The organism is Rhizobium sp. NLR16a, assembly GCF_017948245.1.
Taxonomy (GTDB): domain Bacteria; phylum Pseudomonadota; class Alphaproteobacteria; order Rhizobiales; family Rhizobiaceae; genus Rhizobium.
Genome location: NZ_CP072869.1, coordinates 367,683 through 382,201 on the forward strand (window position 1 = coordinate 367,683; position 14,519 = coordinate 382,201).

Genomic DNA, 14,519 nt, shown 5'->3' on the forward strand with positions numbered 1-14,519 from the left:
TGTCCCCTTCGTTGGTCTCGTCGGCACAAGTCATCATTGGCGCCTGTATGTACTGAGTAGGTTCAGGTCCCGTGGAGGCTGGATGGAGCGTTCATGGAGGCAGCGTAAACTTAACGCAGTGAAAACAAGAGTAACCCCCCCCCGATTGCTACCGCCGGGACCGCACCAACGCGCGCCGCAATCGACTTGGGCCGAGCCCTAGCTCAATCTGTATCTCAGAATCTCGCGGACACGCCGCATCTTTAGTCTCTCCGCTGGCATGCCGTTCCTTCCTTTCAAAGGACGAACGTCTCAATCAGCAGGACACCCGGATAAACACCCCAATCCGGGGACGGCATCATCTCGGAACAAGGGGGCGGTTAATTCTCGGGATTGGGGGACCGCGCTTGAAGCTCTTTCAAAATCGAGTACTGAATCTTGCCCAAGGCTGTTCGGGGCAATTCCCTCGTGAAAATGAACTCCCGCGGGACCTTGAAGCGAGCGACCTGCGACTGCACATGCGCGGCCAATGCTTCCGCTTCGATCCGTGCCCCCACGCGCCTGACCACGTAGGCGACCGGCACCTCGCCCCAGTGCGAATCATGCCGACCGACAACGGCGCATTCCTTGACATCAGGGTGCTCCCCGAGCACACGCTCGACTTCGGCTGGATAGATGTTTTCTCCGCCGGAAATAATGAGGTTCTTTTTGCGATCGCGAACCCAATAGTGACCGCTGGCATCCCGGTACCCGATGTCACCAGTGCGATACCAGCCGTCACACAGTGCCTCGCGGGTCGCTTGATGATCGCCCCAGTATTCACAGAAGACATTCGGGCCGCGCACTGCGATTTCGCCTGGGGCACCCGCCGGCAACTCCTTGCCGGCGTCATCAATGATCATCGCCTCACAGCATAGACCCGGCAGGCCAATAGACCCGCAGCGTGAGAGATCACCCCCAAGCCTCGTGTAGATGGCGATGGGGCAGGTTTCTGTGGAGCCATACACTTGAAGGACCGGTACCCCTCGCGCGGTAACGCGCTCGATCAGGGCCTGGGACACAATCGTTGAGCCCGTTGAAACGGCCTTCAAGGAGTACAGGTCTGCCGTCCACCACGCGTCGTGGTCAGTCAATGTTTGGATGGCCGTCGGAACCAATGCCGTTAGTGTTGGCCGATCGCGCTCAAATGCAGTAAGTGTCGCACCTGCCGCAAATCGGGAATGGATAGTGACCGTCGCACCATGTTGCAAAGCCGGAGTGGTCTGAATGTTGAGCCCACCCACGTGAAAGAACGGTAGTACCGACAACACATGATCTTCCGACGTCAGAGCATGCATGTGCTGGCTCATCACCCCGTTCCAGAGCAAAGCTTCTTGTCGGAGGACCGCGCCTTTGGGCCGCCCGGTAGTGCCAGAAGTGTAGACGATCAGAAGCGGGCAGCTCAAGTCGGCATGTGAGTTACCGCCATCACCGCGGCCTTGGGCCAACAGGTTACCCCATGTGCTCCCGCGAGGGGGCGTGAAGTCCAAACCGACGACTGAGGTGTCGGGCAGTGTGTGTGCCAGATGCGGCAGAAGGCTGTTGAACTCCTGCTCGACAACCAATACCCTTGCTCCGGCATTGGACAAGATGAAGAGCTGCTCAGCCGGCGCGAGCCGCCAGTTCAAAGGCAGCATAATTGCGCCAAGACGCGCACAGGCATAGAGAAGAATTAGATACTCGGGCCGGTTCAGGCTGAGGATGGCGACTCGATCGCCTTTAGTGACTCTCAGCTCTTTGTTCAGGGCACGGGCGGCTTGCTCGATAGATCCCCGCAACGCGGCGTAGCTTAGCGTCTCACCCTCGAAATGAATTGCGGCCTTGTTTGGAGCAACCGCCGCATTGCGGTCAATCAGTGTGCAGAGATCCATTGTAATCGTCAGCGCATATTTTTCGATCTGAAGGAAGGCCGAGAGGGGGAGCCGCACTACATCCTAAAGATGCCATAATGTGGCGTCTCAGTGGGAGCATTGAGCGAGGCGCTCAAGGCGATTGCCAGCGCGTTTCTGGTGTCGACAGGATCAAGAATCCCGTCGTCCCAGATTTCAGACGTTGCATAGTAAGCGCTTGATCGCTCCCTATACTCTTCCAAAATCGACTGTCTCGTGACTTCGTACTCCTCCGCCGATAAGCGCCTACCATCGGCCGCCATTTGCTTTGCCTTCACATCCGTAAGCACTCGCGTCGCTTGATCGGCACCCATGGCTGAAATCTGAGCCTGCGGCCAGGTGAACAGAAAACGCGGATCGAAAGCGCGCCCTGCCATGGCGAATGTTCCCCCACCGTGAGAATGATTACAAATGACCGTGAATTTGGGCACCGCCGCTCCAGACACGGCCATGAGTAGCTTGGCGGCATTTTTGGTGATGCCACGCCGCTCATATTCGCTGCCCACCATGAAGCCGGTGATGTTCTGCAAGAAGAACAGCGGCGTCCGATTCATGTCGCACAACTGGATGAAGTGAGCGCCCTTCAACGCACTGTCATCGAATAGCACGCCGTTATTCGCCAGAACACCGATTTGGTATCCATGAAGGCGCGCGAACCCGCATACCAGAGTTCGCCCGTAGAGCGGTTGGTATTCATGGAACCTGCTGCCATCGACCAAGCGCGCGAGAATCTCCCGCATATCAAAGTGCACTCGAGGATCTCTTGGAATTATACCGTATAGCTCAGATGCATCATAAGCGGGCGGCTCGGGAGCGACTCGATCGATGGAGATTTTTTCAGGACGATTGATACGACCGACTAAGTCGCGGGCAATCGCAATCGCGTGCATCTCTGAATGCGCGATATAGTCGGCCGTTCCCGATACCGTGGTTTGCATGTCAGCACCGCCGAGCTCGTCGACAGACACGTGCTGGCCAGTCGCAACTTTTACAACCGATGGACCGCCGAGAAATATCGCTCCGCTTCCCTGGACGATAATGTTGTACTCGCTAAGCGCAGGAACGAAAGCTCCTCCCGCGATGCAATGTCCCATCACGAGGGCGACCTGCGGCACGCCCATCTTCGAGAGAATGGATTGGTTGCGGAAGATTCTGCCCGCGTGGTGGCGATCCGCGAAGAGTTCCGCCTGCAGAGGAAGAAATCCACCGCCACAGTCGCAAAGATGAACGACGGGCAGACGGTTCTCGATTGCTATATCCAGGGATCGGACGATCTTTTTGACTGACAGCGGATACCATGCTCCACCCTTGACGCTCGGGTCATCTGCGTGAACGATCACCTCGCGTCCCGCAACGATGCCGATGCCGACGACTTGCGCTGCGCTGGGCACACCCCCGTTGTAAGCCTCGTTCGCGGCCAGTGTCGAAAGTTCGAGGAAAGGCGTTTCTGGATCAAGCAAAGCCTCCACCCGGTCGCGAACAAAATGCTTGTTTTGTCGCCGCAGGCGCTCGCGGTCGCGCTCGGGACGGTCGAAGCGGACCGCACGCTGGCGCTCGTTTAATTCGGCCGCAAGTCTTCTGTTGTGGAGCTCGTTGAGGTGAAATTCTTGCGAGTTCACGTCGACAAGAGAAGCGATGCGCTGCATCTTAATGCCCTTCCTCTTTGATCGTAACTAGTACCGCGCCATGCTTGAAGCTCTGGCCTTCGCTAAAATGAATTCGGTCGACCACCCCGTCCTGTGGCGCGCGTATGACGCTTTCCAGCTTCATGCTCTCGATCACCATCAGCGCGGAGCCTGCGGAAATTTGGTCGCCGGGCAAAACCGACGTTTTAACCACCACGCCTGGCATCGGCGCGCGCGCCACAAGAAGACCTGCATCCTTTTTCACGAGCGAATGGGCTAACAATGGGTCTCGGTAGCGCAGAACGCGCGTCCTGCCGCGAATATGCAGGTGAATAGTGTCGCCATCGATCGCAAACCTTACCGGCTCGTTTGAGTCGGCAATGGTAAGAATGCCGCTACCGTCGCCTTGATGGGTGAAGTCGAGCGGTACGAGTATTTCGCCCCCCAAATGCAGGCGATACCCCTGCTGACAACGTGAAAGCCACAACTGATAATCTACACCTTCAAGCTCAAAAACGTGGTTCACGCGTTTCTCCAGCCGCCGAGCGAGGCGTGAAGCTCAGGTACGGCATCTGCCGAATCGCACACTGGCCTCGTCAGTAGAGCGGCGGCGGCTAGGAAGGTCGACAAGTCGGACGGGGAGTCGCCAGCGGCCAACTGCGGATTTTCGTCAAGATATCCAGTATGGAGCTGTCCGCTTAAAAATTGCTCGTCGGCAAGGACGCGCGCTAGAAAGCTCGCGTTTGTTTCGCAGCCGAGGAGCACCAGCTCCCGCATCACGCGTTCGACCTTCAGCGCAGCTTCATTACGCGTGTCCGCATGTACGATCACCTTCGCCAACAAGGAATCAAAGGCTGTCGTTATCTGCTGACCCTGCGAGATGCCAGTGTCGATCCGTAGGCCTGGACCGCCGGGATACTCGAGCACCAGTACCTTCCCCGTCGTAGGAGAAAAGCCGCGTTCAGGAGCTTCAGCACACATCCTCGCTTCGATCGCGTGTCCTTTCGACACGATATCTGACTGTGAAAATCTAAGCTCATGGCCCCCGGCGAGATAGAGCTGTTCGGCAACAATATCGATGCCAGTGATCATTTCGGTGACGGGATGTTCCACCTGCAGGCGCGTATTCATCTCGAGGAAATAGAAATCTCCTCCATCCACGATGAATTCCACAGTTCCTGCATTTCGATAGTTGGCGGCTCGAGCGATGCGAACGGCAGCTTCGCAGATTCTCTGGCGCAACCGCGGGGAAATCGTTGACGCGGGCGCCTCCTCAATGACCTTCTGAAATCTGCGCTGAACCGAGCATTCCCGCTCGAACAAATGAACGACGCTTCCGAAGGAGTCGCCGAGCACCTGCACTTCGATATGCCGTAACTTTTCGATATATCGTTCGATGTAGAGCCGGCCATCCCCGAAGTAGCGCTGCGCCTCACTGCGTGCCTCCGCAATGGCGTCTTCCAAGGTGTCGAGGTCGCGGGCGATCCGCATGCCCTTGCCGCCGCCGCCGGCTGATGCTTTTACCAGCAAAGGCGCTCCAATGGATCGCGCCCTCATAATGAACGAGGCAGGGTCATCTTCTTCGATCGCTGAATGCACGACCGGAATCCCGTTCCGCTGAGCGAAGTTGCGGGCCCGAATCTTGTCACCCATCAATTGGATGCTCTCAGGAGTAGGCCCGACGAAAGTGAACCCAGACTCGACCACTGCCCTTGCGAAGTCCGCATTCTCTGCAAGGAACCCATAGCCTGGGTGAATCGCCCCGGCGTTCGCCTCGCGGGCGGCAGCGATGATTTGTGCGGTATCAAGATAGGCTGCGACCGGCGTGCGACCGCTCACAGCAATCGCCGTGTCGGCCATTGAGACGGCCGGCGCTCCCGCATCGAGAGCGTGGTAGACAATTGCGGAGCGCAATTCAAGCTCGCGCAGGGTCTTGATGACGCGTACGGCAATCTCGCCTCTATTGGCGATCAGAACGGTATCAAAGGGTAATTTTCGCATTCGCCTATTTGCCTACCTTAGGGCTGAGATCAGATTTGCAGGCCCTTTGTAGTGCTCTCCATCTCCGTATAAGGGCCTGCATCGCCCATGGATCGGGTTCGCAAATGATCCCGCGTTGTCACAATCTCTTTGTGGTCGATGTTTTGATGGCAGGTAGCCTCATCCGCAAACCGAAGCCGGGCCAGCGCATCGCTGAGTAGCAGCAATTCCTCAATAGCGTAAGCAACGAGCCCACTTGGGCGCGACAACTGCGGTTCGTGCAACGCCCTCCCTGTGGGTAGACGGCAGAGACGGTGCGCGCCTGTTCCATGAGGTCATTTCGAATGCGTATTTCACTTGGCCTGTTGGCATGAGCCTTCTATTTGCTCGGCGGGCACCCGAGACACCGAGCCGAGATCCTGTTCCCTAAGATGCTGCCCCGGTACACGGCCGTAACTGTCGAGACGCAGGATAGCATCGTAGGCAACGTCGACCTTCGCAGGTTGTGGTTCAGTAGTACAATTTGGGACAACCGCACGCCCTTAGGCCGCTTTGTTGCAACACCGCAGTTGCTAGTTTTTCCTCTGTGGATGTCCTTGACCACTGTATCCGGCAAACGCCGTGGTTAGCTGCTAGAGCGCTCCCCCGCTGCGGGGCTTAGTCAAGCCTGTTTGTCCGTGCCGGCGTCATGGTCCTTTTCTGGGTCAGCCTCATGAGGGGCTGAGATGAAATCGCTGACTCTCAGTTATCAAGAACCACCGCTTTCCACCGCAGATCATCGCCCGTGCGATCTGACTGTACTTCCGGTTCCCCTTGAGCCTGCGGCTGGTCGAGAAAATGCTGCTGGAGCGCGACATTGTCGTGCCTTACGAAACGATACGGCAATGGAGCCGCAATTCCGGACGGCTCTACGCGTTCAATCAGCTTAGATCCATAAGGACGGACTGAATGGCCAAGGCGGTGTACTGGGAGGCCTCCAGTGGCAGATCTCCAAACGCAAGTTGACAAAGAAGGTAGTTGGCGCCCGCCTCTTCCAACTGCTCGAGGAGAGCCCGGCGCACAAGAGCTGCCGTTCCTACTACGCACAACTCGCTCTCGATTGCGGCATCTAAGGTCAGCGGCAAGTTTGGCGGAACGGCGATCGAGTTGAGATCGTACAGGAATTTGAAGTTCTTGATCCATCGGCCGTAGGCAGGTGCCGCGAGTGAATGGGCATGCGCGGCAGAACGTCCGACCACTACCATTCGGAGCAATCCGAGAAAAGGCACTGGGTCGTCCGCACCAGTGTTGTGCACTCGCTCGGAACGGAAGGCATCAGTAATTTTGCGAACAACAGACGCGGGTCCTTGGCACGCGATGCTTGCGCCGTTCGCAGCGGCCCAAGCAGCAGACTCGGGCCGGTTGGTGGCGATCCATGTAGGCGGATGTGGACGCTGATGAGGCCGCAGCGTCAAAGGGACATTGTTCAGCTCAAAATGGTAGCCTCGGTAGGATAGTGTGCCCCCCTTCATTGCCTTCATGAGGATTTCGCAGGCTTCGAAGTAGCGCTCCGGCACCGCGTCTGCACCAATCCCGAAGTAACTCAATTCGATCGGGAGAGAGCCGCGCCCTATGCCAAGCTCGAGCCTACCACCGCTCAACTGGTCCAGCGTACAGATCTCTTCAAACGCGCGTAGCGGATGACAAAGGCTGAGCAACATGACCAAGGGGCCGACACGAAGCTGCCGAGTGCGCTGTGCGACGCTCGACAAGAACAAATTCGACGATGCGCCTCTCCCGTGCGGGGTACAATGGTGCTCCGCGAGGTGATATGCATAAAAACCGAGCCGATCGCACGTCTCGGCTAACGTCAGGCGGTCTGAGTACTGTTGTGCGATGTCGCGACCGTCGTCGTCTAAGTGATCAAAGATGCCGATGGTTAGCTTTGAAGGGAAGGTATGTCTCATTCGGTCATCTCCAACTTTCATTAACGAGCTCAATGGCGTTGATCCAACTGATCTGAGACCTGGCTTTTTTACTGGGCGGACATGATCTTAATTTGCCTGGGCTTTGCGCTGGCCACGCCAGATCAGGCGTTTGGAAGTTGCGCACACGTGTCCTTGCGCTTCCGGCTGTTGCTGAGAAGTTTATCCGTCCCCTACGAAGGCCACCTAGAACGTCGGCGTTGGCCACCCTAGCAGATCGCGTGGAAGGCTCCTTCCGCCAACAGGCACACACGGCCAAAAGCTGAACCGGGCTATGGGACTGTACTTTCGGTGGGTGGCCCGCCCGAGCTGTGTGGATGTCCCCTTCGTTGGTCTCGTCGGCACAAGCCATCATTGGCGTCTCCTCGTTGGCGTCTGTATGTACTGAGTAGGTTCAGGTCCCGTGGAGGCTGGATGGAGCGTTCATGGATGCACGGTCTGGAGGGCCGCCCGCATCTCGGAATAGACGATGGTTGCCCGTCGGCCTACGAGATGGCTCCGAGCAAAGGTTTACATGCGAATCAGCTCTGCTTTGATGGGACAGCGCTGCCGGTATATTGTCACGTTAACTGGGCTTCGGTTGTCTGCCTGACGGGTTGGGCGTAAATTTCGGTGATGCAGACACGAGATATCAGCTTCAAACGTCACCGTTTTCCGCCACGGATCGTTCTCACTCGGTCTGGCTCTATTTGCGGTTCAACCTTGGTCTGCGTGAAGTTGAGGAAATGCTGCTCGAGCGTGGAATCGACGTGTGATGCGATCAACCCAGGAGTAAGGCAGGCCCACCGCCGGGCAAGGGCCGATCGATCTCGGCCACACCGAAAGGAAGGACCACGGCCTTGCGGCTTGCCGATCCTTCGAGGTGAGTAATTCTCTCTCAGGTCCTCGAGAACGCGAGGATTGTGGGCGCGCGACATCGTTCACGGACCTCCTCAGGCTCTTGTTTTCAGGTTTTTATGTTCGAAAGGACGGCGATGTTCCTTTTGCTCTCGGAAATTAAAAAGGGTCACACGGGCGGATACTGGTGCTCCCGGTCAGGAATTGGACGTCTGGACACGATTCACGAAGAGAAACATGGATATATCCTGACAATTAGGGAAGGAGAAAAATGAAGCTTTTCCTATCCAGACCTCCGTCGAAGAGGAAAGGCAGGACACATCACATTGCAAACTGTCAGAAAACTGCATATATTTCTGACAGGAGATTGCCATGCAACGACTAACAACACAGATCATGGCCTATGCCGAACAGCTGCCCGAGGGAACGGCGCTGTCCGCAAAGGCCTTCCTGCATTTGGGAAACCGTGCTGCGGTAGACCAGGCTCTGTCGCGCCTATATGAACGCGGCGAGCTCGTCCGGGCCGGTCGTGGGATCTATCTCAAGGCGATCAAGAGCCGCTTCGGAAGCCGGCCGCCTACGGTCGAGCAAGCCGTCGAAGCCGTTGCGCACCAGCGTGGCGAGGTGATCGTTTCGAATGGCGCTGCGGCTGCAAACTCACTCGGTCTTTCCAGTCAGGTGCCGATCCGGTCCATATACTTCACATCCGGTCGCAGCCGAACCATGACTGTCGGCAGCCAGACGGTCGAGTTGAAGCACGTGCCACGTTGGCAGCTTGCCTTGGCGAACAAGCCTGCCGGCCTGGCTGTCCGCGCGCTGGCCTGGCTCGGTCCGGAAAAGGCCGACGAGGCTCTTCCGAGCATCAAGCGGAAGCTCTCCGCAGAGGCGTTCGGCGAACTCGTTGCCGCCGCCCCTCAGTTTCCCACCTGGCTTGCCCGCAGTGTAGGAAAGGCCGCTTATGGCTGAACAGCTTTTACGACTGTCCCGAGAAGCGAAGTCCTTGCGATCGCAGCGGAGAAAGCCAGGCGGCCTATCCACCTCCTGGAAAAGGACGCGTGGGTCGCCTGGGCACTGCAGACCCTTTACGCAACGGCGCTTGGCGACCACCTTGTCTTCAAGGGCGGCACGTCCCTCTCGAAAGCCTACAACGCCATCCGTAGGTTTTCGGAAGATGTAGACCTGACCTACGATATCCGCACGCTCGCTCATGATCTCGTGGGCGAGAACGAGGAGGCATTGCCGAAAACCAGAAGCGAAGAAAAGCGCTGGTCGAGCGAAGTCCGCAAGCGTTTGCCGGTCTGGGTATCCGAGACCGTGCGCCCGCTCGTTGCCGATGCGCTCAGCGCCCAGTCGCTTCCAGCCACCGTCCGGGTCGAAGCCGACAGGCTCTTCATCGACTACGAGGCAATTAGTGGAGGATCCGGCTATGTCGCTCCAAGCGTGATGCTGGAGTTTGGGGCTCGATCGACCGGCGAACCGGCAAGCGTTCGCGACATTTCATGCGACGCTGCCGGCCTTGTCGATGGCATCGAATTTCCCAACGCGCGACCGCGGGTCATGCATGCCGAACGCACGTTCTGGGAAAAGGCGACAGCAATTCACGTCTTCTGCCTGCAGGAACGCCTCCGCGGGGAGCGCTTTTCACGCCACTGGCACGACATCGTTCGTCTCGACGATATAGGCGTCGCCGACAGCGCAATCGCTGATCGCGAGCTGGCAAAGTCGGTGGCGCAGCATAAATCGATGTTTTTCGCTGAGAAGGCGGCTGACAAAACGCCGATTGACTATGAAGCGGCTGTGGGCAGGGGGCTGCAGCTGACGCCCTCCGGCGCCGGGAGGACAGCTCTCGAACAGGACTACTCGCGGATGCTTGAAGACGGCCTTCTTCTCGATGAGGCCGAGACCTTCGACGAACTCCTCTCTCGATGCGTAAAAATCCAAGAAAAGGCCAATGCCAGCGGCTGAGAAAAACGTCCATGATCGCGTTTGTGGAAGGCAACTGAAATGACAATTCGCGCGATGGCCGACCCGTGATTTTCAGCCGCTACACCACCTATCGGCCCGGCCTTTTCGCCCGTCTGCTTCCCTCCGGTAGGTGGAAGCTCCGGCTACCGACGGCGACCACGGCGTCCGTCGAGCTCCATACCGGAACGCGGGCCAAGCTGCTATGCCTGGACATTACCGCCATCGGTATCAAAAAGGCCCTGCTTTGGCACACGGTCGAAATCCGCACATGCAGTCATGTCGAAACTCTGTCGTGCCTCGGCGAGGACGCCGCTACTCGGCTCGCGACGGACCTTCACAGGTTCATCAATCGCTACCTGCTCGAACTGATCCGGTCGGATCAAGAGGTTTTGAAAGAGGTCGATGCGAAACTCGAGCCATTGATCGAGGGGAAGCGGCAATACCTCGCACAGGCAGATCTGGCGCAAGCCATCGCGAGTGTTTCTGGCCCGGCCGCCGCAGCACTCTCCCATCCCTTGTTCGACGCCGACGGCTTAACCGCGGCTATGGAAGCCGATCTTCCACGGTCCCTGTTTTTCCTGACCGACCCCGACCGGCGCCATCAGTACAATAATGAATTTGTTGCGACCGAGCTCACCAGATACGCCCCCTTCTTTGACGATCTCGATGGCCGATCATTGTCCGACCAACAGAGGGAGTCCTGTATTCGCCTTGAGGACAGCAATCTCCTCATCGCGTCCGCAGGGTCAGGCAAGTCGGCGACGATGGTCGGCAAAGTCGCTTATGTGCTGGACAAGGGACTGTATCAACCGGAGGAAATCCTTGTCCTCGCCTACAATCGGGCCGCAGCTGAAGAGCTGAGGGAACGAATTGCGCAGCAGCTTGGCGTCCAGCCGGCGGATCTGCAGTGCAAGGTCACGACGTTCCACGCTCTCGGTCGGAGTATCATCGAACTGGTGGAGGCCGGGCCACCGCAATTAGCGAATTGGGTGGACCACCCTACTGGCGAAGCACGGGTCATCGCAAAGATCATCGAAGACTTGATGCAATCGGACGCGGGCTTTGCCAAGGTCTGGATTGACCTTCTCGTGCTATATCCGCAAGCCGATATTCCAGCGTCCGTTTTTGACAGCAATGCGGACTATCACCGCTACATCTCAGCGCGCCGTCGTGGTCGTGATGTGTCGATTGGCGCACTCGGCGGGGTCTACGTCAAATCACTGCAGGAGCAGACCATAGCGAACTGGCTGTGGCTCAATACGGTCGAGTTCCAATACGAGCGCCAGATCGCCACGGAAGGCGAAGACGGGACGATCAGGCATGTGCATCCCGATTTCTATTACCCGGCAAGCAATACCATCCATGAGCATCTCGCAATCGATAGCGACGGTTCCTCGCCATTTGCCGACTACGTAGAACATGCAGATAGTAAGTTAGCGGCCTATAGCCGCGCGGAGCTGGACGTTTTCTCGACAAAATCAGCTCAGGCAAACGGTGGAACGCTTCTCCTTCAGCTCGAGGCTGAGCTTGCTAAACGAGAAATTCAATTGCGTCAGCGCAGCCTTGAGGAAATCTTGAAGGCGGTCGAACCGATCGTCATCAAACACTTCCAGAAGCTGATCGCCATCTGCATCAAGCATATCCGTGCTGGCGATCTGACTTTGGAAATGCTCCTTGAGCGCGCGAATTCCCTTCACGACAAGAAGCGTGCCAAGACGTTCGCACAGGCAATCTCGAAAATTACCGAGGCCTACGCGAAGAAGCTCGAAGACGACAAGCGTATCGACTTCGATGCCATGATCGCCAACGCGACCCGTTTGGTGGAGGAGGCCCGGTATAAGAGCCCCTACTCCCTCATCCTCGTCGACGAATTCCAAGATATCTCAGATTCCCGCGCCAATCTGATTAAATCACTGAAGCACCAGAAGCCATTCTCGAAGATCTTTGCGGTCGGAGACGACTGGCAATCGATTTATCGCTTTGCCGGCTCTGATATTAGCATATTCACGCAATTCGAGGAAAATTTCGGCGCAAGCTGGCAAGGCAGGCTCGAGACGACCTACCGATGCAATCAGGTGATCGCCGATGCTGCCGCAAACTTCATACAGCGAAACCCCGCTCAGCTGAGAAAGGCAGTTCGCTCGGCCAGACCGGCGATTGCGCGATCCATCAGAGCAATTCCGATAACGGGCGAGGAAGGCAAGCCCGACTTCGGTAAGGCCAGCCTGCGGCTCCTGGACCGGCTTGACCGGTTTCTCGGCGGGATCGCAAGCCAATGGCGCACGAGCAGCGCTGCCCGGCTGAAGGTCATGGTGCTTTGGCGGTATAACCTGCTTGATCCGTTTGCCGGCGGGCTCCCCCGGTTTGAAAACATCGAGGTATCGGGTTTGTCATTTCATCGCGCGAAGGGGCTGGAGGCGGATTACACAATCCTGCTAGATGTCAGCGAGGGTGAATATGGTGTTCCCAGCCGAATTGAAGATGACGAGCTTCTAAACCTCGTCATGCCGCAGCCAGAGACCTTCGAATACGCTGAGGAGCGGCGTTTGTTTTACGTCGCCCTAACGCGGGCAAGTCGAGGTGTCTTCCTGCTGATGAACGATCGGCAGCCATCACGTTACATTCACGAGTTGGCAAACATCGCCGGTGGCAACTTCCGACTGGAGACAATTGACGGCGAGGCGCTGCCTCAATGTCCAACATGCCATGTCGGGCATGTCACCGAAGAAAGAGCAAGACCGGAGACCGCTTTATGGGGTGCACGCAGTACCCAGATTGCAGTTACACAGCGCAACTTGGTGTGCGCTGAAGAACATCCAATCATCGTGGGCAACCAAAAATGCTAGGGCTCAAGCACTCCCACGGGTACCCTTGGAAACCGTGGACCCGATAGCGCGTAAGTGAATAGTCATTGCGATTACGATGTCCCCGGGTAACGAGCGTTGGAATGTCAGCGCGATCGCGACGCCGTTTCGTCGCAGCGGTCGGCAGGGACTGGGATGACGGTCGAACGGAGTGGTTCCGGGCTCCGATGACCTCTTAGTTGACTGAATTGTCCAGCGCGCCAGGCGGGCCGGCAAATTGCGGAAAAGATCACGGAACCCGGTGGTGTCCGCGCATCACCAGAGCACCGGGAACTCCTCGAACCCGCCATTGATGATCTCCTTGCGCAACTTGAGTTCTTCCAGCGCCACGACCAGGCGCAGCGTGGGGAACCGCTGAAGATCGTACCGAACACCACCTTGAGTTCCAGGCTGGCGAGCGCCAAGCCGATGCGGTAGTGCGGCCCGTAGGAGAACGCCAGGTGCGGCTTTACGGCGCGTCCGATGTGGAATTTCCGGGTCGTCGAAATGGCTTCGATCGAACAACTTCGCTGGTAGCCGATCAGCACCTTGCTCTCCGCGGGAATATGCACGCCCGCGATGGTCGCGGCCGCCCCTGGGATAGCGCACGATGCCATCCCAGCCCGCGCCCCGGCAAACGCCTTGTCCACCAGGGATGGATCGCCGACCAGGGTTCGGCTTAAGAGAGCGCGCGTATTCGTCCGGTCATCGCAGGCGCTCGGGCTGATTCAGGTTCCGCAACCAGCAATCGGTTAATGATACTAGTGGATATACAACTAAAAGTGCAGAAAAGGTCCGACCCTACTCTCGACTAAGAGACGCATCAGCGGTTAAACATCCATCGGGTGGAAGCAAATTTCGCACGGCAACGCCGCTTTACTTCAGCGGAGTGAACACCTGTTGCCGTCCAGGGGGGTCTTATGAAATTAATCTATTCGCTCTTTCTTGCCTTTACGCCATCAGCAAGTTCGGCTACCGCACACGGCGGCGGAACTGACGGGAACGGGTGCCATACCAATCACAAGACCGGGGGCTACCATTGCCATTGAGAACTCTTGCACTGATTGGAATGTTTTTCGCCTCGAGCAATATTTGCCTTGGCTGGGATGGCGTCGATAACGAAACGGGGGCCTCAGTCGAGATCGGTAAAGGTAATCTTGTTAGATCCGGCCAGACTATTGAGATCTACGACCACGGGTCCGGTGAATACCGCGACGTTGACGTCCAAAGCATTCAACGTTCCGGTGGATCCGTTGAAGTGGAAGTCTACGACAGTGAGAGCGGCGAATATCGCACTCTCGAGATGGATGATTGAAGCCATGAGCAGGCGTCATGGTGGCGCCTGCTTCATATTGTTGCACAGCGTTGAATCAAGTTTTCAAAGGCGCGGTCAGAAAT

Annotated in this window: 9 protein-coding genes and 5 pseudogenes; 8 read left to right on the top strand and 6 right to left on the bottom strand. The window is 57.3% G+C overall.

What is annotated here, in order from left to right; all coding sequences use genetic code 11:
• Nucleotides 1–359 precede the first annotated feature (359 nt).
• The 4 genes from J7U39_RS28780 to J7U39_RS28795 are packed head-to-tail and all read right to left on the bottom strand — an operon-like array spanning nucleotide 360 to nucleotide 5,533.
• Nucleotides 360–1,889 (bottom strand): AMP-binding protein, encoded by a 1,530-nt coding sequence (locus tag J7U39_RS28780; RefSeq protein WP_210633127.1) that lies wholly within the window; start codon nucleotides 1,887–1,889, stop codon nucleotides 360–362.
• A 56-nt stretch (nucleotides 1,890–1,945) separates the two neighbouring features.
• Nucleotides 1,946–3,553, bottom strand: a complete 1,608-nt coding sequence (locus J7U39_RS28785; RefSeq protein ID WP_210633128.1) for a carboxyl transferase domain-containing protein — start codon at nucleotides 3,551–3,553, stop codon at nucleotides 1,946–1,948.
• Between the two features lies 1 nt (nucleotide 3,554).
• Nucleotides 3,555–4,058 (bottom strand): biotin/lipoyl-containing protein, encoded by a 504-nt coding sequence (locus J7U39_RS32065; RefSeq protein WP_205919284.1) that lies wholly within the window; start codon nucleotides 4,056–4,058, stop codon nucleotides 3,555–3,557.
• Nucleotides 4,055–5,533, bottom strand: a complete 1,479-nt coding sequence (locus J7U39_RS28795; protein WP_168302092.1) for a biotin carboxylase N-terminal domain-containing protein — start codon at nucleotides 5,531–5,533, stop codon at nucleotides 4,055–4,057. Before J7U39_RS28795 ends, J7U39_RS32065 begins: the two co-directional genes overlap by 4 nt.
• 726 nt (nucleotides 5,534–6,259) lie before the next feature.
• Between J7U39_RS28795 and J7U39_RS28800 the strand changes: the two are divergent.
• Nucleotides 6,260–6,400: pseudogene (locus J7U39_RS28800) on the top strand (IS6 family transposase); the annotation flags it as partial.
• 32 nt (nucleotides 6,401–6,432) lie between these two features.
• Here the strand turns inward: J7U39_RS28800 and J7U39_RS28805 are convergent.
• Nucleotides 6,433–7,458, bottom strand: coding sequence for an LLM class flavin-dependent oxidoreductase (locus J7U39_RS28805; protein WP_168302091.1), 1,026 nt, complete (start codon nucleotides 7,456–7,458; stop codon nucleotides 6,433–6,435).
• Between the two features lie 686 nt (nucleotides 7,459–8,144).
• Here J7U39_RS28805 and J7U39_RS28810 point away from each other — a divergent pair.
• From J7U39_RS28810 to J7U39_RS32075, 5 genes and pseudogenes are all read left to right on the top strand, one after another.
• Nucleotides 8,145–8,228, top strand: a pseudogene (locus J7U39_RS28810) (IS6 family transposase); the annotation flags it as partial.
• Nucleotides 8,229–8,685: 457 nt separating this feature from the next.
• Nucleotides 8,686–9,279: a DUF6088 family protein gene (locus tag J7U39_RS28815; RefSeq protein WP_168302090.1), complete on the top strand. Its 594-nt coding sequence runs from the start codon at nucleotides 8,686–8,688 to the stop codon at nucleotides 9,277–9,279.
• Nucleotides 9,272–10,278: pseudogene (locus J7U39_RS28820) on the top strand (nucleotidyl transferase AbiEii/AbiGii toxin family protein). Before J7U39_RS28815 ends, J7U39_RS28820 begins: the two are co-directional and overlap by 8 nt.
• A gap of 545 nt (nucleotides 10,279–10,823) precedes the next feature.
• Nucleotides 10,824–12,815 (top strand): annotated as a pseudogene (locus J7U39_RS28825) (UvrD-helicase domain-containing protein); the annotation flags it as partial.
• A gap of 215 nt (nucleotides 12,816–13,030) precedes the next feature.
• Complete coding sequence (locus tag J7U39_RS32075) at nucleotides 13,031–13,087, top strand: hypothetical protein (RefSeq protein ID WP_246638648.1); 57 nt, start codon at nucleotides 13,031–13,033, stop codon at nucleotides 13,085–13,087.
• A gap of 310 nt (nucleotides 13,088–13,397) precedes the next feature.
• On the opposite strand, the pseudogene J7U39_RS28830 reads toward J7U39_RS32075, so the two are convergent.
• Nucleotides 13,398–13,792 (bottom strand): annotated as a pseudogene (locus J7U39_RS28830) (cytochrome P450); the annotation flags it as partial.
• 249 nt (nucleotides 13,793–14,041) lie between these two features.
• Between J7U39_RS28830 and J7U39_RS28835 the strand changes: the two are divergent.
• Together J7U39_RS28835 and J7U39_RS28840 are read left to right on the top strand one after the other, a co-directional pair.
• A complete protein-coding gene (locus J7U39_RS28835) occupies nucleotides 14,042–14,170 on the top strand; it encodes a YHYH domain-containing protein (RefSeq protein WP_210633129.1) in 129 nt (42 codons plus the stop codon).
• 20 nt (nucleotides 14,171–14,190) lie between these two features.
• A complete protein-coding gene (locus J7U39_RS28840; protein WP_127431526.1) occupies nucleotides 14,191–14,436 on the top strand; it encodes a DUF5334 family protein in 246 nt (81 codons plus the stop codon).
• Nucleotides 14,437–14,519 lie beyond the last annotated feature (83 nt).

What these genes read in the sequence shown, in the direction of transcription:
- J7U39_RS28780 (WP_210633127.1), bottom strand. Translation starts at nt 1,889, where the DNA reads ATGGATCTCTGCACACTGATTGACCGCAATGCGGCGGTTGCTCCAAAC.
- J7U39_RS28785 (WP_210633128.1), bottom strand. Translation starts at nt 3,553, where the DNA reads ATGCAGCGCATCGCTTCTCTTGTCGACGTGAACTCGCAAGAATTTCAC.
- J7U39_RS28795 (WP_168302092.1), bottom strand. Translation starts at nt 5,533, where the DNA reads ATGCGAAAATTACCCTTTGATACCGTTCTGATCGCCAATAGAGGCGAG.
- J7U39_RS28805 (WP_168302091.1), bottom strand. Translation starts at nt 7,458, where the DNA reads ATGAGACATACCTTCCCTTCAAAGCTAACCATCGGCATCTTTGATCAC.
- J7U39_RS28815 (WP_168302090.1), top strand. Translation starts at nt 8,686, where the DNA reads ATGCAACGACTAACAACACAGATCATGGCCTATGCCGAACAGCTGCCC.
- J7U39_RS28835 (WP_210633129.1), top strand. Translation starts at nt 14,042, where the DNA reads ATGAAATTAATCTATTCGCTCTTTCTTGCCTTTACGCCATCAGCAAGT.
- J7U39_RS28840 (WP_127431526.1), top strand. Translation starts at nt 14,191, where the DNA reads ATGTTTTTCGCCTCGAGCAATATTTGCCTTGGCTGGGATGGCGTCGAT.